Consider the following 16,070-nt stretch of genomic DNA (forward strand, 5'->3'; position numbering starts at 1 on the left):
ACTAGCGTCCGGCGCGAGACTGGCAAGCCGCTTCCGGCGGAAGAGGTGTGGACGCTCCTTCCGCCAACAGCCAATCGCGGAACAGACCGGCCTCGGGCGAGGCTCCCTCCCGGGGGGTCAGCGCCACGATCCAGGTCTGGCCCGGCGCGAAACCAAGTGGCGCGACAAGGCGTCCGCTGGCGAGATCGCGCTGGGCGAACGCCCACGGCGCGACCGCCACGCCCAACCCGGCGGCGGCGGCCTCGAGCATGTAGAAGAAGTGGTCGAACTCCTGCTCGCGAACGGCCGGCGGCAGGCTTTCGGCGCCGGTGTCCCGGATCCAATCGCTCCAGCTCTGCGGATAGGTCCGCGTCTGGAGGCGTGGGGCGGCGCACACGGCCTTGAAGTCCAGGACCCGCCCGCCCGCGAATTCCGGGGCCATCACCGGGCCGTGGTAGTGACGCAGGAAGGGCTCGGCCACGGAATCCGGATAGTCGCCCTCGCCCGGTCGCCGCATCCGGATCGCCAGATCGATCTGGTCATCGCGGAAATCAAAGGGACCGTTCGACTCCGCGACCCGCACCGGGATGTCCGGATGCGCCGCCTGGAAGCGCGGCAGGCGCGGGATCAGCCACTTCATGGCGAAGGTCGGCAGGCAGGAGACCACCAAAGGCTTGGGGCCCGCCTCCACCGGACGGGGCGTGGCCGCTTCGATCTGGTCGAAGGCCGGCGACAGGGCCTGGGCCAGCTTCAGCCCCGCCTCGGTCATCCGCAGGCGCGTGCGTGGCCCCTCGGTCAGGGCGACGCCGAGATGTTGCTCCAACTGACGGATTTGGCGGCTGACCGCGCCGTGGGTCACGCATAGTTCGTCGGCGGCGAGCGTCATGCGTCCATGCCGTCCGAACGCCTCGAAGGCGCGCAGGGCGTTCAGCGGCGGAAGGGCGCGACGGGCCATGTGAAGAAACCTCACAGAAGCCTGACGGATAAGTCGTTATCCCCGGGCGCGCAATCACGGGATAAGGGCGACATGCCCTCCCCATCCCGCATCACACCGCCTCAGGTCCTGGCTTTGCTGGCGATCTGGGCGGCCGCGATATACGGCGCGCTGAAGCCGGCGGCGGGCTCCGACGTTCAATCCGCCGCCGCCAAGGCGCCGCCGAACGTCGCCTGCGCCAAGCCATTTCGGGAAAGCTGACCCCAGACAAGGTTGAGCCCTGGCGGCGATACGCGCGGCCAGGGCTCTGGTCCGCCCACTAGGTCGGGGGGGCGTAGGGGGGCGGACACGAGATTAACGCCATCCCCCAAACGTGGTTCCGTCTCAACGCGACGAAGCGGTCAATTTGATCTCGAAAAGTTTCGGCCACAGCTTGCCGGTCACGAACAGGCGGTCGGCGGCCGCGTCGTAGGCGATGCCGTTCAGCACGTCGTCGCGCTGGCCAGTGACGCCGGCTTCCTTCAAGAGGCCGCCCAGTTCGATCCAGCCCAGAACCTTGCCGGTCTTGACGTCGATGCGGGCGATGCGGGTCGTTTGCCAGACATTGGCCAGCAGCTCGCCCTTCACCCACTCCAGTTCATTGAGGTTGCGGACGGGAACGCCGTCGTCGGTGACCTCGACGCGGCCGGTCTCCTTCAGGGTGTCGGGATCCAGGAAGCGGATGAACGATGTGCCGTCGCTCATCATCAGCCGCTTGTCGTCGCGGGTCAGGGCCCAGCCCTCGCCCGGATAGCTGAACTCGCCGACCTTCTCGAAGCTGTCGATATCGTAGATGAAGCCCAGCTCGTTGGTCCAGGTCAGCTCGTACAGCCGGTTCTTCCAGTCGACGATCCCTTCGCCGAAGTAGCGGCTGTCGATCAGCCGCTCCTGCTCGACCGCCCCGGTCTCCAGGCTCCACTTGCGGATGAACGAGCGGCCCGCCAGCCCCGTGCTCTCGAAGATGAAGCCGTCGCGATAGAACAGCCCCTCGGTGAAGGCGGCCGTGTCGTGCGGATAGCCGCGCACGATCGTGTAGCCGCTGACCGGCGCGGGCGCGGCCTGGGCCGTGATGGCGAAGCCGAGGGCCAGGGCGGCGCACACCAGGCCACCGAGGCGAAGACGCTTGGAACTCAAGGGACCGGGCTCAGATCACGTAGTCGCCAGCGGCGTAGACCGTCTCGGCCAGGGTGTGGTCCATGGTCTTGGCCGGCTCTTCGCAGGTCGGGCAGTTGACCAGGCGCGCGGGCACGCCCGCGGCGGTGCAGTGGGCCGGCACGGGGCGCAGCACCACGGAACCCGAGGCGATCTTGGCGTAGTCGCCGACCGTGATGTTGCCCAGCACCTTGGCCCCGGCGCCCAAGAGGACGCCCTTGCCGATTTTGGGGTGGCGGTCGCCGCGCTCGGCGCCGGTGCCGCCCAGGGTCACGCCGTGCAGCATGGAGACGTCATCGCCGACCACCGCGGTCTCGCCGATGACGATGCCGGTGCCGTGGTCGATGAACACGCCCTTGCCGATCCTGGCGGCGGGATTGACGTCGACCTGGAAGACCTCGCTAGAGCGGCTCTGCAGGTAGAAGGCCAGGGTCTCGCGCCCCTCGGTCCACAGCCAGTGCGAGACGCGGTGGGTCTGCAGCGCCAGGAAGCCCTTGAAGAACAGGAAGGGCTGGACATAGCCCTTGCAGGCCGGATCGCGCTCGAACACCGCCTTCAGGTCGGCCTCGGCCGCCTCGACGATCGAGGGATCGCTCCTGAACGCGTCGGCGGCGAACTCGCGCGCCGTCATCGCCCGCATCTCCTGGTCGCCCAGCTTGCGCGCCAACTGGAAGGTCAGGGCGTCGGCCAGGTTGTCGTGGCTGAGGATCACCGCGTTGAGCAGCGACGCCAGGGCCGGCTCTGCCTTGGCGGCGTGTTCGGCCTGGTTGCGCAGGGCGACCCAGACGGGGGTTTCCGTCTCGGGGGTCACCACTTCCAAGTGCTTGGCCATCGGGCTCTCCCTTCCCAGCAGGCTGGGCGCGTGGCGCATCTATAGACCAAATGCTCCACAAATGCCGAACGGATGTTCAAGACATCCGCCCGGAGGCGCCCCGCTCAGATCAGGGCAAAAGCGCCGGCGTCAAGGTCTCGATGAAGAAAGACACGATGTCGCCGGTCCGTTCCAGCGGGTTCAGACCCTCCTCGCCCGCCGCCAGCATGGCCGAAAGCGTGCTGCTGGACTGGGCTTCGGGCCCGGCCGGAACGACGTCGGAGATCACCCCGCACTGGATCGCCCGCATCGTCCGCCCGGACGAATTGATCCGCGCCGCCGCGTAGAGGTGGGCGCAATCCAGATTGACGATGTCGCAGCCCTCCAGCCGATAGGCCTCCAGCATCGGGTCGTACTCGCGATAGATCGCATCGCCCGTGGCGACGCGGACGGGCTTCAACGGCGTTGGGCCGGGCCACAGCTCGAGCGCGGCGTCGACCAGCGCCTGGTCCGCCCGCAGGATGCGGGCTCCGGTGTAGTGCGGGGTCGTGCCGTCCGCCGCCAGGGTGTCCTCGGCCAGGTAGAAATCGCCCATGCCCACGTCGCCGGTCCCAAGTCCCCCGGCCAGGCCATAGGCCAGCACCAGCTCGATCCCGTAATAGGCCAGCTCCTCGGCCGTCGAGCTCGACACCGGGCCGCCGTAGACGTGGGCCAGCGACAGGAACTTTCGGCCGCCGTGGCTCAGCAGCCGCACGCTGTCGGGCGACAGGTGGATGAAGTGCTGCGCCTCGACGCGCTCGGGCTGGTAGCGATCGAGCGTGGAGGGCGGCGGGCAGTAGCCGACCAGGGCGACCTTCACGTCGCCGAAGATGTCGGGCGGAAACCGGCGACCGACCAGGCTTTGCGGGGTGAGATGGGGCGATTGCGTCATGACGATCCTGGCGACTCCGCAGGTGGGCGGGATCGGTTTTGAACCGGAACGCGACCGCGCGACACGATCAGGATCAATTCGCGGATGCGCTAGAGCATGAGAGCCGCCAAAGCCGCTGGCAGCTCGCCCCGCGCCGCCATCAGATGGGTCCGCAAAAGCAGCGCCACGGTGATGGCGTCGGGCATGTGACCGGCGATCGCCGCGTCCAGCGCGTCGCGGAACGGCACGCGGACCACGGCCAGGTCCTCGGTCTCGTCGGGCGCGGTCTCGGTCGGCGACAGGTCCATCGCCAGAAAGCCATGAGCGATCTCGTCGGTGACCGAGTTGGAAAGCTCCATCCGCAGGATCGGCCGCCAGTCGCGCGCCACGAGCCCCACCTCCTCGGCCAACTCCCGCTTGGCCCCGTCCACGGGATCCTCGCCGTGCGGCGCGCCGCCCTCGGGCAGCTCCCAGCTATAGTTGGCCAAAGAGAAGCGGTTCTGGCCAACCAGGGTCACCGTGCCGTCCTCGTGCAGCGGCACGATCCCGATCGCCTGGTTCTTGAAGCCGACCTTGCCGTACAGCGCGGGCCGGCCCGTCGGCGCGATCGCCTGGTACTCGGTGACCGTGATCCAGGGATTGTCGTAGACGACCTTGCTGGAGGCGACGCCCCAGGGCTTTCCGTGCGGCTTCAGCCAGGCGGGCTTGTCGGACATCGTCGCTCCAGACTTGAAGGCCGCTCATTTTTGCGAGCGCGCGGTTCCATCGGGGCCGCGCAAGGCCTAACTGAACGGGCTTACAACGCCGCAACGCCCATGAGGAGGCCGTCTTGGCCGGTTCCGTCCCCCCCGCTCCTGAATTTGGCGAAACCCTGCCGGTGGAAGCCTCTCCCGAGACCGTCGCCTTTCTGGCCCGCCGCCGTTCGGCCAGCGCCATGACCCTGACGGCGCCGGGGCCGGACAAGGCTGAGTTGACCGACCTTCTTCGCCTGGCCGTTCGCGTGCCCGATCACGGCAAGCTCGCGCCCTGGCGGTTCATCGTGCTGGAAGGCGACGCCAAGGCGGTGTTCGCCGAGCGCATCACCGCGCTGGCCCCCAGCCAGGCCAATCCGGCCAAGGCCACGGCCGCCCTGCGCAAGCTGACCAACCCGCCGGTCTGTGTCGCCGTGATCTCGCGCCACCTGCCCGGCGAAATTCCCGAATGGGAACAGCGCCAGAGCGCCGCGGCCGTCTGCCACCAAATCCTGCTGGCCGCCTCGGCCCTGGGCTGGGGCGCCAACTGGATCACCGACTGGTACAGCTACGACCCGCGCGCGTTGGACATCCTGGGCTGTGGCCCGGACGAGAAGGTCGCCGGTTTCCTGTATATCGGCACGGCGAGCGAGCAGCCGCAGGAGCGCCAGCGCCCGGACGCCACCGCGCTAACGAGTTGGTGGAGCCCTCGCTAGCCTCCACGCGTTGAAACTCCGACACCTAAGGAAAAGCTGAGATGGCGCGACGCAAGGACCCCTGGACCAGCCTGGCTTTCGACAGCTGGGCGCTAGGGCTGGAGGCGTCGACCGTGATCGGTCTGCGCATGATGAAGCTGGCCGCGGGCGGCGCGGCGGCGCAGGCGGAAGCTCAATTGATGGTCAGCGAGAAGGTCGCCGCCAGCGTGACCTTGCCCATGCTGGCCGCGACGGGTCAGCTGGGCGCGACTGGGCCGGCGATCGCCTCGGGCTCTCTCGCCCACCTGCGCCGCAAGGTCCGAGCCAACCGGCGCAGGCTGTCGAAGTCCTAGGCTCAGCCGCGACCGCGATAGGGCGCGACGCCTTGGTCCGGCACCCAGAGGCCCTCGGGCGCCGGTCCGGTCTGCCAGAACACGTCGATCGGGATGCCGCCGCGCGGGTACCAGTAGCCGCCGATGCGCAGCCAACGCGGCTCCGCGATCTCGACGATCTTGCGCGCCACCTTGACCGTGCAGTCCTCGTGGAACGAACCGTGGTTGCGGAAGCTGGTCAGATAGAGCTTGAGGGACTTGCTCTCGATCAGCCAGTCGCCCGGCGCGTAGTCGATCACGAGGTGGGCGAAGTCGGGCTGGCCGGTGACGGGGCACAGCGAGGTGAATTCCGGCGCGACGAAGCGGGCCAGGTACAGCACGTCGCTCTGGGGATTGGGCACGCGCTCGAGGACGGCGGCCTCGGGGCTGTCGGGCGCGTCGACGACGCGGCCCAGCTGGGTGACGTTCAGATCGGTCATCGCCGCGATTTAGGCCTCCCCCCCTCTCAAGACAAGATCGAGCGCCGCGAGACAAGCCGCGCGCCCCTCGCTACAACACCTCTAACAAGTGTTTGGGGAGAGAATGATGTCGGGGCGGGACTTCGAAGGCTTCACCGTGGTGATCACGGGCGCCTCCACCGGGCTTGGCCGGGCGATCGCCGTGGAGACGGCCCGACGGGGCGCCGGCCTCGTGGTCGTCAACTACGCCCGTAGCGCCGAGGAGGCCGAAGAGACCGCCCGGCTGGTCGAGGCCGAGGGCGCCCGGGCCGTGCTGGCGCGAGGCGACGTGGCCCAGGACGCGGACTGCCGCGAGATCGCCGCGGCCGCCGCCTCCACGGGCCGCATCGACGCCCTGTTCAACAACGCCGGCGTCACCAAGTTCGCCCCCAACCACGCCGATCTCGACGCGGTGAACGCCGAGGACTTCCTGCGGCTCTATTCGGTCAATGTGGTCGGCGCCTTCCAGATGGTGCGCGCGGCCCGCTCGCTGCTGGAGGCCGCGCCGGCGCCGGGCGCCGTGGTCAACACCGCCTCGATCGCCGGCGTGGTCGGCAATGGCTCCTCGGTGCCCTACGCGGCGTCCAAGGGCGCTATGACGACCATGACCCTGTCGCTCGCCCGCGCCCTGGCCCCCCGCATCCGCGTCAACGCCATCTGCCCCGGCTTCATCGACACCCCCTGGTTCGGCAAGGCGATGGACGCCGAGCGGGTCGATCGCCTGCGGGCCGGGGCGGCGGCCGCCACGCCGCTGAAGGTCGCCTCGACCGCCGAGGATGTCGCCGGCGCGGCTGTCTTCCTGGCCTCGCCCGCCTCGCGGCACGTCACCGGCGAGACGCTGCTGGTGGACGCCGGCCTGCACCTGGGCGGCGCCAGCCTCTCGATGCGCTAGAGGCCGCGCGGTCCGGGACTCGCCCCCGAGCGGCGGCTAAGGCGCCACACGACAAGCGAGTTTCACCTTTCCGTCGCCTGTTGCGCATGTGCGTACGTTCTGAAGCAAAATCGTCACACTCCGCTCAAACTTTAGGCGCGAGGCGCCCTTCTCACTGGCGCTTCGCCCGCCCCGATTGCAACTAAGGACTCGTGCACCGCTAATTGGCGGGGGACGCAAATGCGCTTGCAGGCGCGTCGGGGCTCGGGAACCAACCCGGGAGACGACACACAGAAGGGGATAACGAATGAAAGTCATGAAGATTGCGCTGGTCGCCGCCGCGGCCACGGTCGCCCTGAGCGGCGCCGCGATGGCCGAAGAGCTGAAGCTCTCCTACAACGTCGGCGTGACCAGCGACTACGTCTTCCGCGGTATCAGCAACACGCAAGAAGACCCGGCGGTCCAGGGCGGCGTCGACGCCACCTACGGCATCGGCTACGCGGGCGTCTGGGCCTCGAACGTCGACTTTGGCGTCGATGATCCGTCGGCCGAGATCGACCTGTACGCTGGCGTGCGTCCGACGATCAATGACGTCTCCTTCGACCTGGGCGTGATTTACTACGGCTACACCAAGGACAAGGGCCTGACGCCAGGTTCGTGGAGCTACGTCGAATTGAAGGCGGCCGCTTCGCGCGCCATCGGCCCCGCCACGGTCGGCGTCGCCTTCTACTACTCGCCGGAATTCCCGGGCAAAACCGGCTCGGCGACCTATGGCGAGCTGAACGCCTCGGCCCCGATCTACGAGAAGCTGACCCTCAGCGGCGCCATCGGCCGCCAGGAAGTTCAGAGCTCGGCCGACTATGCCACCTGGAACCTGGGCCTGTCGTACGCGCTGACCGACAAGCTGGCCGTCGATGTCCGCTACCACGACACCGACAAGCACAAGCTGGGCTCGACCTACGACAGCCGCGTGGCTGTCAGCCTGAAGGCGGCCTTCTAAGCCAAGTCTTCCATCGGTAAACGAGGAAAGCCGCTCCGGTCCGCCGGGGCGGCTTTTCTTTTGGCGTCTAGAGCGCTGGCGCCTTGGGCGGCCGCATCAGCAGCACCGCGACGAACACCACCGCCGTCACCGCCGCGAAAAGCTCGAAGGTCGGCGCGAAGCCGCCCAGTCGGTCCCGCATGGCGCCGGCGACAAAGGGCCCGGCGGCCGACACCGCGCCGACCAGGCAGGTCAGCGAGAACAGCTCCAGATTGCTTTGGCGACCGTAGTAGTTCAGCAGCAGCACGGTGACGGCCAGGACCGTCAGGCCAAAGCCGACCCCCGTCCCGACCGCGTAGACCAGCATCAGGCCCGGCGTCGCCGCCTTGGCCAGGGCCAGCAGGCCGACCACCAGCATCCCTTGCGCGAAGACCAGCAGCCAGCGCGGATCGATCCGGTCGCCCAGCGCGCCGCCGCCCAGCCGCGCCAGGGTCTGCATCAAGGACTCCAGGCTCAGCATCTTGGCGGCCAGGGCCCCCGCCGCGACCGCGCCGACGCCGGCGGCCACGCCCAGTTCCGTCAGGTGGGTGACCGAGACGCTGGCCACCGTCACGCCGACCAGCAGGTGGCTGAAATAGGCCGCGACTAGGATGTAGAACTGCGGCGTGCGCAGCGCCTGCGGCACCGTCCACTCATAGGGCGTGCGGTAGACGCGCGCGTCGGCGGACGCCTCGCGGGCTTCCTGCTCGACCTCGAGATCGACCTCGTGGGCGGCGGCGGCCAGCCACTTCGAGCCGCCCACCATCAGGGCGCAGACCGCGCCCACCACCGCCGCCAGGACGGCCTGAATGATCCAGTACTGCCGCCAGTCGCCGCCGCTGGCCCCCATCAGGGTCAGCGCCATCCAGGGTCCGGCCGCGCCGCCCAGCGAGCCGAAGGTGAAATAGATCCCGAACGGCAGGGCGCGCTTCTTGAACAGCGACGACAGCACGTGCGTGCCAGGGATCAGCGCCGCCATCTGGAAGCCGACGCCGCACGCCGCCGCGCCGGCGTAGTAGCTGAGCAGACTCTCGGCGTTGGCGATCCCGATAAAGCCCGCCGCGAGCACGACGGCGCCCGCCAGCAGCGTCCCGCGCACGCCGATCCGGCGGATCAGGATGGCCGGCAGCCAGGACGAGGCGCCGGTGAAGACGCCCAGCACGGAAAAGCCGAGGAAGGCCTTTTCGAAGCTCCACTTCAGCTCTCCGATCATCGCCGGCAAGACGACGCCCAGCGAGCCATAGGTCGAGGCGGTGATCAGGAACAGCAGCAGGCTGAACGCCGCCAGCAGCAGCCACGGGCGGAAGCGGTCTTCGGCTTGGGTCAAATCAGAACGTCCGCTTCAGGGTGGCCCGCCACTCGCGCCCCTTGCCAGGCAAGGCGCCGAGGTTGGCGTAGGTGTCGGCGTCGGGTGTCACATAGAACTTGTCGAACAGGTTATCGACATTGACCGACAAGGTGTAAGGCCCGCGCGCGACGAAAGCCGACGCATTGACCAGTTCATAGCTCGGATAGCGCACCGCGTTCTGGACCGTGCCCGCCGTGCGCCCCACATGGCTGACGCCCAAGGTCGCGCCCGCCTGCCCCCAATCGTAGCCCTTGCTGGTGTAGGTCCCATAGAGGCTCAGCACCGACTTCGGCGTCAGGGTGTAGGCGTAGTCGCCGCCACGCCCCGGCAGGCTGGCGAAGCTCCAGACGACGTAGGAGCCGCCATAGCCTTGCGCCCCCGGAACGCCCGCCGTGTAGGCCGGAATGTACTGGAACGAGGTGTCCGGTCCCTTCACCGTCGTGCGCTGGTTGTTGCCGGCGAAGGTGAAGGACAGGCGCTCGGACGCCAGCCAGCGCACCTCAAGCTCCACGCCCTTGGACCTCAGCCCCTGCACGGTCGGCGGCGAGATCGCGCCGGCGATCTGGGTGCGGCTCTGGCGATAGGCCGCCAGCGAGCCGATCAGCGTCCCGCGCAGCAGCTGGAACTTTACCCCGGCCTCGGAGAGGTCGGAGCTGGACAGCCAGGAGCCGTCGGCGACCAGACCCGGCGCGATATCGCCCGCCTGGCTCATCTCCAGGGCCGAGGCCTTGGCGTAGCTGGCGTAGGGCATCAGCCCGACCGGCAGCTTGTAAGTCAGGCTGGCGCTCCAGGTCGCCTTGTTTCGGTCCGCCGACTGGCGGCCCGCCGCCGTGTAGCTGAGAAAGCCGGTGTCCTCGCTATCGACCTCGTAGTGGTCCCAGCGACCACCCAGCACCAGGTTCCAGCGCCCGGCGACGATGTCGGAGGTGACGAAGGCCCCGGTCTGCTTCCAGGTCGAGCGGTTGTCGTTCTCCCAGCGCACGCCGATCCCGCCGGGTTCGTCGTCGAACGGACTGTCGATGGTGTCGGTCGCCGTGACGCCGAAGCTGATGTCGCGGCGGTCCAGCGCGATCAGGCCGCTGTTGTAGCTCTCGCGCCGCCGCCCATCGAACCATCGGCGCGAGACGCCCGCCAAGGTCCGCGCGCGCACCGGCCCGAGATCCGTCGGAAAGGCGTAGGTCAGGCGGATCTCGCTGACCTTGGCGTCGATCGCCGAGGGATAGCCGTACGAGACAAAGCGCTTGTTGTCCTGGCGGTCGTGGAACAGCTGCAGCTTCACGGAGCGGTCGCCGCCGAGGTCCTTGGCGAGGTCGAAGTACAGGGTCTGGGTGTTGGTCTTCGAGAAATCGGCCGGGCTGATATAGACCGTGCGGCGGTCCAGCTTGGTGGTCCCCACACCGACGTCCAGAGTGTGGACGGCGTCGCTCGTCGGAGACCCGTAGTAGGGCAGGTACAGCGCGCTGGCGTAGGGATAGAACCCGATCTCGTTGGGCGTGATCTTGCCGTTGCCGTCGGCGTCCCGCAGCGTCGTGTCGCGGCCCGTGACATAGGTCCGGTGGTCGATCAGGTCCTGGGTCAGGCGGTTCCAGCCCGGCGTCTGGACATCGCCCTCGCTATGGAAAGCCATGCCGCCAAAGGCGGTGCTCCAGCCGTTCCCGAAATCAAAGTCGGCCGAGGCCTCCAGCGTCTGGTGACGCGGATAGATCCCCCGATAGTAGCTGTGGCTGTCCTCGGCCTCGCCGTAGACATAAACGCCGCCCTCGGCCGCCCCCAGGGTGACCGGCGCGCCGAACTGCCCCGTGACCAGTTTCTTGTTGTAGCTGCCGAAGGTGGCCGTCACCTCGCCTTCCGGCTCGGCCAGGAAGCGCCCCTCGTCGCGGGCCGACTTGGGGATGAAGTTGACGAGGCCACCGACCTTGCCGGCGCCATAGACCGGCGTCGGCGGTCCGCGCAGGATTTCGATGCGAGCCGCCCCGCCGATCGGGGTGGAATAGGTTCCCCGGTTCTCCACACGCTTGAAGCCGCGGAAGTAGTTCTCGGCCAGGGCGCCACGAATGTTCAGCGATCCCGGCACGCCGTAGAAACTGGCGGTGTGGGTCCCCGGCGCGACCTTGGTGGCGCCGTCCAGCGACTGGACGCCGTAACGCTCCAGGGTGAGGTCGCTGACCAGGCTGGCCGAGCGCGGCGTCTCGATCAGCGGCTTGTCGAGACCGAACACCGTATTGCTGGGCGCCTTTTCCAGGAGACCGGCCTTGTCGCGCGCCACGATCACCACGGCGTCGACCTGATCGGCCACCTGGGTCTCGGCGCGCGCGCCAGTGGCGGAAACGGACAACGCCAGAAGGCTTACGGACAACATCAATCGTCGAGACGGCATTGGATCTCACCTCGCCGGCGAGAGGGAAGCTCGACGGTCGCGATCCGTTATCTGGGGATCGCTTGATCTTCGTCAAAATGCCTTCTGACATTTTAGACGAGATTGCGAAGGCACTGTGGCGACGAAGTCTCAGGTCACGCGAGGGAACTCGCGGCGCGCGGGCGGCGCTTAGGCGCGGCCCTGAGCTTCGGGCTGGACATCCAGGATCCGCAGCATCGCCTGGCGGGAGGCCTCGACGTCGCCGCCGCCGATGACTCGGGCCACCTCCCGGTGCTCCTCGATCTCGTCGATCAGCTCTTGCTCGCTGGCGCCGTTGAACGAGAAGACCCAGAAGCGCGCGGCCTTGTGCTGGAGCGGGATCAGGATACGGGCCAGGGCCAGATTGCCGGACGCGCGGGCGACGGCGGCGTGGAAGCGCAGGTCCATGGCCACCAGCGCGGGCAAGTCGCAGGTCCGGGCGGCCTCCTCCCCGTCCGCGAAGATGTCGAACATCGCCTGCGCCTCGGCCTTGGAGGCGTTGCGGGCGGCGAGGGCCGCGCAATGCGGCTCGATCAGCACCCGCGCCTCGTAGCCTTGGCGAAGTTCGACCAGATCGAGCGGCGCGACGGTGGTGCCCGACCGGGCCCGGCGCATGACGAGGCCCTCCAGCGCCAAGCGCCCCAGCGCGTCGCGAACGCCCGCGAGTCCGGCCTCGTAGCGAGCGGCCAGGAACTGCTCGTCCAGCCGCGAGCCGGCCGCCAGCTCGCCCAGGATCAGGTCCAGCAGGATGCGCTCGTAGACCTTGGTCTTTTGCAGCTCGGGCGCCCAGTCGTCGAGGCCCGACGAATTGGCGACATCGAGCACTAGCCGGGGGCCGGCGGGCGATTTCAGCGAGGGCGAGGCCATGGAGACTCCGAGGCGTGCGAGCGCTGATAGGTAAGGTGAAATGTTAGACAACGCCACACAATCCTACCCCTCAGGGGGAGGTGTCGGCTCGAAGAGACGACGGAGGGGGAAGAGGCAAGGTCAGCGGACTTCCCCCTCCGGTCCTTCGGACCACCTCCCCCGCTAGGGGGAGGATTTGGGCATCAGAACGCCGGCACCACCGCGCCCGAGTACTTCTTTTCGATGAACGCCTTCACCTCCGGCGAGGTCAGGGCCGCGGCCAGCTTCTTCACGCGGGGGTCGTCCTTATTGTCCGGACGGCCGACCAGGTAGTTCACATAAGGGCTGGTCTTGTCCTCGATGATCAGGGCGTCCTTGCTGGGGTTCAGCTTGGCGTCGAGGGCGTAGTTGGTGTTGATCACCGCGAGATCCACCTGGTTCAGCACGCGCGGCAGGGACGGCGCTTCCAGCTCCTTGAACTTCAGGTTCTTCGGGTTGCTGGTGATGTCCTTCAGGTTCGACAAGGCGTTGGTGGGGTCCTTCAGGGCGATGACGCCGTTCTTGGCCAGCAGGATCAGGGCCCGGCCCTCGGTGCTGGCGTCGTTCGGAATGGCGATGGTGGCGCCTTGCGGAACCTCTGCCAGAGACTTCCACTTGGCCGAATAGGTCCCGATCGGCTCGACGTGAACGCCCTGGATGGGGATCAGGTTGGTCCCCTTGTCGCGATTGAAGGTCTCCAGGTACGGCAGGGTCTCGAAATAGCTGACGTCGATCCGCTTCTCGGCCACCTGGACGTTGGGCTGGACGTAGTCGTTGAAGACCTTGATCTCGAGGTCCAGGCCCTCGGCCGCCAGCTTCGGCTTGATGAACTCCAGGACCTCGGCGTGCGGAATCGCGGTGGCGGCGATGGTCAGGGTGTTGGCGTCGCTGGCCTTGGGGGTCTTCTGGCCGCAAGCGGAGAGCATCATGCCAGAGATGGTCATGGCGGCGAGACCAAGGACGAGAACAGCGCGGCGGGCGACCATGAACGGCTCCAGAAGACGATCGTAGAGGTAGGCTTTTGCCCTGATACGGCCGGGCGAGGAAATCAGATTTCCTGAGCGTCCGTCGAGTTCCGTCGGCGCGGGCGCTTGACGCCGCCTCCGAACAGGCCGCTTGGATGGGGATGGCCAAGGAAACCGTCCACATCGTGCAAGCCTATGTCGCCGGGCGCGGCAAGGGCCTGAAGGCCGAACAGCAGATCGGCTGCAAGACGGCGGAAGAGGCGCGGCGTAAGGCCGAACGCCTAGCGCCTCTGCGCGAAGGAGTCGTCGCCTTCTCGGCCAGCGCCGACGTCGAATTGGGCGACTACGACGAGAACCCCGACATTCTGTTCAAGGCCGGCCGCCTGCCGTTCCCGTTCGATCAGGCCTGATCGAGCTCGTCGTCGAGGTCGTTGGCGACGTCCGGCGGCCCATGGATGATCCAGCTGGCCACGAAGTCGGGCTTGTCGCCGGCCAGGCTGATGACGCCGGCCTCGGCCGCCTTGATCGCCGAGGTCTGCGGCGGCAGCGTGTAGGTGTCGCCGTCGTGCTCGCCCAGCAGGTCGAGCGTGATCCCCTCGCCTTCATCGGCGTCGATGACCACGCCGAAGAACTGCTGGCGCTCCAAGACCTCGCCGTCGTCGTCGAGGAAGGTCAGGTTCATCAGCAGGGTCTTGCCGATCAGGCTGGCGGCGAGCGCCGGATCCCAGTGAAGGTCGGTGTGTTCGTCGGTCATGGCCCGCTCCTACCTGTGCGAAACGCGGCGTACCAGGGCGTCGCCGATCATCTGCAGCGCCTGGACCAGCACCAGCATCAGCACCACCGTCACGATCATCACGTCGGTCTGGAAGCGCTGATAGCCGAAGCGCACGGCCAGATCGCCCAGACCGCCCGCGCCGACGACGCCGGCCATGGCCGTGTAGCCCACCAGCGCGATGGCGGTCACGATCGCCGCGGCGATCAGGCCCGGCAGAGCCTCGGGCAAGAGCGCGCCCAGCACCACCTGCCGACGCTTGGCGCCCATGGCGAAGCTGGCCTCGACCACGCCCTTGTCGACCTCGCGCAGGGCGGTCTCGACCAGGCGGGCGAAGAACGGCGCCGCGCCCGCGACCAGCGGCGGGATCGCGCCGGCCACGCCTAGCGAGGTGCCGACCAGGGCCACGGTCAGCGGGATCATCACGATCAGCAGGATCACGAACGGCACCGAGCGCAGGATGTTGACCAGCAGCGACAGCGCGCTGTTGGCCAGCCGGTTCTCCAGCATCTGGCCCTTGCCGGTCAGGAACAGGATCACGCCCAGCGGCAGGCCCAGGGCGATGGTCAGCACCATCGATCCGCCCAGCATGGCCAGGGTGTCCAGGCTCGCCTGGCCGATCTCGCTCCAGTCGACGTTCGAGAAATCGAAGGTTCCTGCGCTCATCGGGCGGCCTCCCCGGTCAGGTCGTCGACACGGACGCCGGACGCCTCGAAGCTCTTGATCGCGGCGTCGACGTCGCCGCCGGTGAGCGCCAGGGTCAACTGGCCGTAGGGCGTCTCGCGCAGGCGGTGGATGCGTCCGCCCAGGATGGAATAGTCGACGCCGGTGACGCGGGCGACCTCGCCCAGCACCGGCTTGTAGGTCGCCTCGCCCTTGAAGGTCAGGCGCACCAGGCGGCCGCCGACGCCCGGCGCGGCGGTCACTTCGCCATCGGCCTCGCGCACGAAGCGGCGGGCGGTGTCGCTGGCCGGATGCAGGAAGACGTCTTCCACCGCGCCCTCTTCCACCACGCGGCCGGCCTCCAGCACCGCCACGCGATCGCAGACGCGGCGAACCACGTCCATCTCGTGGGTGATCAGCACGATGGTCAGGCCAAGCTCCCGGTTCAGGCCCGAGATCAGGTCCAGGATCTGCTCGGTGGTCTCGGGGTCCAGCGCGCTGGTGGCCTCGTCGCACAGCAGCACCTTGGGACCCGTGGCCAGCGCCCGGGCGATGCCGACGCGCTGCTTTTGGCCGCCGGAGAGCTGGGCCGGATATTTGTCGGCGTGGGCGGAAAGGCCCACGCGCTCCAGCAGCTCGGCCGCGCGCGCCTTGACCTCGGCGGCGGGGCGGCCGGCCAGCTTCAGCGGGAAGGCGACGTTCTGGGCGACGGTCTTGCCGGACAGCAGGTTGAAGTGCTGGAAGATCATCCCGACCCGGCGGCGCAGGGCCCGCAGGCCCTCGACGCCCAGGGCCGCCACGTCGTCGCCGTCGACGATCACCTTGCCGCCCGTGGGCGTCTCCAAGCCGTTGATCAGCCGGATCAGGGTCGACTTGCCCGCGCCCGACGCCCCGATCACCCCGAACACCTCTCCGGCGGCGACGGACAGCGACACGGCGCTAAGCGCGGCGTGCCCTCCCTGGGCGTAGGTTTTCGAGACGTCCTGAAAGGTGATCACGCGGCCAAGTCCAAACGGTTTTCGACGGCCCAAGGCCGCAGGCCGCCCGATTTAGGCGTTCAGTCGGTAAAGGTG

Annotated in this window: 19 protein-coding genes; 6 read left to right on the top strand and 13 right to left on the bottom strand. The window is 68.2% G+C overall.

Annotated features, from left to right (window positions below):
• Position 1 precedes the first annotated feature (1 nt).
• Positions 2-934: a LysR substrate-binding domain-containing protein gene (locus tag J2728_RS00100; protein WP_309994951.1), complete on the bottom strand. Its 933-nt coding sequence runs from the start codon at positions 932-934 to the stop codon at positions 2-4.
• Between the two features lie 72 nt (positions 935-1,006).
• On the opposite strand from J2728_RS00100, the gene J2728_RS00105 reads away from it, so the two are divergent.
• Positions 1,007-1,174, top strand: a complete 168-nt coding sequence (locus J2728_RS00105; protein ID WP_309994953.1) for a hypothetical protein — start codon at positions 1,007-1,009, stop codon at positions 1,172-1,174.
• A gap of 123 nt (positions 1,175-1,297) precedes the next feature.
• Here J2728_RS00105 and J2728_RS00110 read toward each other — a convergent pair whose 3' ends face one another.
• The 4 genes from J2728_RS00110 to J2728_RS00125 form a co-directional block, all read right to left on the bottom strand.
• Positions 1,298-2,086, bottom strand: a complete 789-nt coding sequence (locus tag J2728_RS00110; protein ID WP_309994955.1) for a glutaminyl-peptide cyclotransferase — start codon at positions 2,084-2,086, stop codon at positions 1,298-1,300.
• Positions 2,087-2,096: 10 nt separating this feature from the next.
• On the bottom strand, positions 2,097-2,936 hold the full coding sequence (gene cysE, locus J2728_RS00115) for a serine O-acetyltransferase (protein ID WP_309994957.1): 840 nt from the start codon (positions 2,934-2,936) through the stop codon (positions 2,097-2,099).
• Between the two features lie 109 nt (positions 2,937-3,045).
• Positions 3,046-3,846 carry a phosphorylase family protein gene (locus tag J2728_RS00120; protein WP_309994958.1) on the bottom strand — a complete coding sequence of 267 codons (801 nt, stop codon included), beginning with the start codon at positions 3,844-3,846 and terminating at the stop codon, positions 3,046-3,048.
• Positions 3,847-3,935: 89 nt separating this feature from the next.
• Positions 3,936-4,541, bottom strand: coding sequence for an NUDIX domain-containing protein (locus J2728_RS00125; protein WP_309994960.1), 606 nt, complete (start codon positions 4,539-4,541; stop codon positions 3,936-3,938).
• Between the two features lie 113 nt (positions 4,542-4,654).
• On the opposite strand from J2728_RS00125, the gene J2728_RS00130 reads away from it, so the two are divergent.
• Both J2728_RS00130 and J2728_RS00135 read left to right on the top strand, forming a co-directional pair.
• Positions 4,655-5,272 (top strand): nitroreductase family protein, encoded by a 618-nt coding sequence (locus J2728_RS00130; protein WP_309994962.1) that lies wholly within the window; start codon positions 4,655-4,657, stop codon positions 5,270-5,272.
• Positions 5,273-5,313: 41 nt separating this feature from the next.
• On the top strand, positions 5,314-5,604 hold the full coding sequence (locus J2728_RS00135) for a hypothetical protein (RefSeq protein WP_309994963.1): 291 nt from the start codon (positions 5,314-5,316) through the stop codon (positions 5,602-5,604).
• A gap of 2 nt (positions 5,605-5,606) precedes the next feature.
• Here the strand turns inward: J2728_RS00135 and queF are convergent, their stop codons facing one another.
• Complete coding sequence (gene queF / locus J2728_RS00140; RefSeq protein WP_304276487.1) at positions 5,607-6,062, bottom strand: preQ(1) synthase; 456 nt, start codon at positions 6,060-6,062, stop codon at positions 5,607-5,609.
• An 88-nt stretch (positions 6,063-6,150) separates the two neighbouring features.
• On the opposite strand from queF, the gene J2728_RS00145 reads away from it, so the two are divergent.
• Together J2728_RS00145 and J2728_RS00150 are read left to right on the top strand one after the other, a co-directional pair.
• Positions 6,151-6,972: an SDR family NAD(P)-dependent oxidoreductase gene (locus J2728_RS00145; protein WP_309994967.1), complete on the top strand. Its 822-nt coding sequence runs from the start codon at positions 6,151-6,153 to the stop codon at positions 6,970-6,972.
• Between the two features lie 286 nt (positions 6,973-7,258).
• Complete coding sequence (locus J2728_RS00150; protein WP_309994969.1) at positions 7,259-7,951, top strand: TorF family putative porin; 693 nt, start codon at positions 7,259-7,261, stop codon at positions 7,949-7,951.
• Positions 7,952-8,018: 67 nt separating this feature from the next.
• Here the strand turns inward: J2728_RS00150 and J2728_RS00155 are convergent, their stop codons facing one another.
• The 4 genes from J2728_RS00155 to J2728_RS00170 form a co-directional block, all read right to left on the bottom strand.
• Positions 8,019-9,296 (bottom strand): MFS transporter, encoded by a 1,278-nt coding sequence (locus tag J2728_RS00155; RefSeq protein WP_309994971.1) that lies wholly within the window; start codon positions 9,294-9,296, stop codon positions 8,019-8,021.
• A gap of 1 nt (position 9,297) precedes the next feature.
• The gene (locus tag J2728_RS00160) at positions 9,298-11,694 is read right to left on the bottom strand and encodes a TonB-dependent siderophore receptor (protein ID WP_309994972.1); all 2,397 of its coding nucleotides are present in this window, start codon (positions 11,692-11,694) and stop codon (positions 9,298-9,300) included.
• A 168-nt stretch (positions 11,695-11,862) separates the two neighbouring features.
• The gene (locus J2728_RS00165; RefSeq protein WP_309994973.1) at positions 11,863-12,579 is read right to left on the bottom strand and encodes a GntR family transcriptional regulator; all 717 of its coding nucleotides are present in this window, start codon (positions 12,577-12,579) and stop codon (positions 11,863-11,865) included.
• Positions 12,580-12,761: 182 nt separating this feature from the next.
• A complete protein-coding gene (locus J2728_RS00170; protein ID WP_309994975.1) occupies positions 12,762-13,583 on the bottom strand; it encodes a MetQ/NlpA family ABC transporter substrate-binding protein in 822 nt (273 codons plus the stop codon).
• A 140-nt stretch (positions 13,584-13,723) separates the two neighbouring features.
• Here J2728_RS00170 and J2728_RS00175 point away from each other — a divergent pair, with 140 nt between their 5' ends.
• On the top strand, positions 13,724-13,972 hold the full coding sequence (locus J2728_RS00175; RefSeq protein ID WP_082769639.1) for a hypothetical protein: 249 nt from the start codon (positions 13,724-13,726) through the stop codon (positions 13,970-13,972).
• Here the strand turns inward: J2728_RS00175 and J2728_RS00180 are convergent.
• Genes J2728_RS00180 through J2728_RS00190 form a run of 3 tightly spaced genes read right to left on the bottom strand, consistent with a single transcriptional unit; the run spans position 13,963 to position 15,995 of the window.
• Complete coding sequence (locus J2728_RS00180; protein WP_309994979.1) at positions 13,963-14,316, bottom strand: hypothetical protein; 354 nt, start codon at positions 14,314-14,316, stop codon at positions 13,963-13,965. The two genes, J2728_RS00175 and J2728_RS00180, sit on opposite strands and share 10 nt — an antisense overlap.
• A gap of 9 nt (positions 14,317-14,325) precedes the next feature.
• Positions 14,326-15,000 carry a methionine ABC transporter permease gene (locus tag J2728_RS00185; RefSeq protein WP_309994981.1) on the bottom strand — a complete coding sequence of 225 codons (675 nt, stop codon included), beginning with the start codon at positions 14,998-15,000 and terminating at the stop codon, positions 14,326-14,328.
• Entirely contained in the window at positions 14,997-15,995 is a 999-nt protein-coding gene (locus J2728_RS00190; protein WP_309994983.1) for a methionine ABC transporter ATP-binding protein, read from the bottom strand. Before J2728_RS00190 ends, J2728_RS00185 begins: the two co-directional genes overlap by 4 nt.
• Positions 15,996-16,070 lie beyond the last annotated feature (75 nt).

It is taken from the genome of Caulobacter segnis, assembly GCF_031454995.1.
Taxonomy (GTDB): domain Bacteria; phylum Pseudomonadota; class Alphaproteobacteria; order Caulobacterales; family Caulobacteraceae; genus Caulobacter; species Caulobacter segnis_E.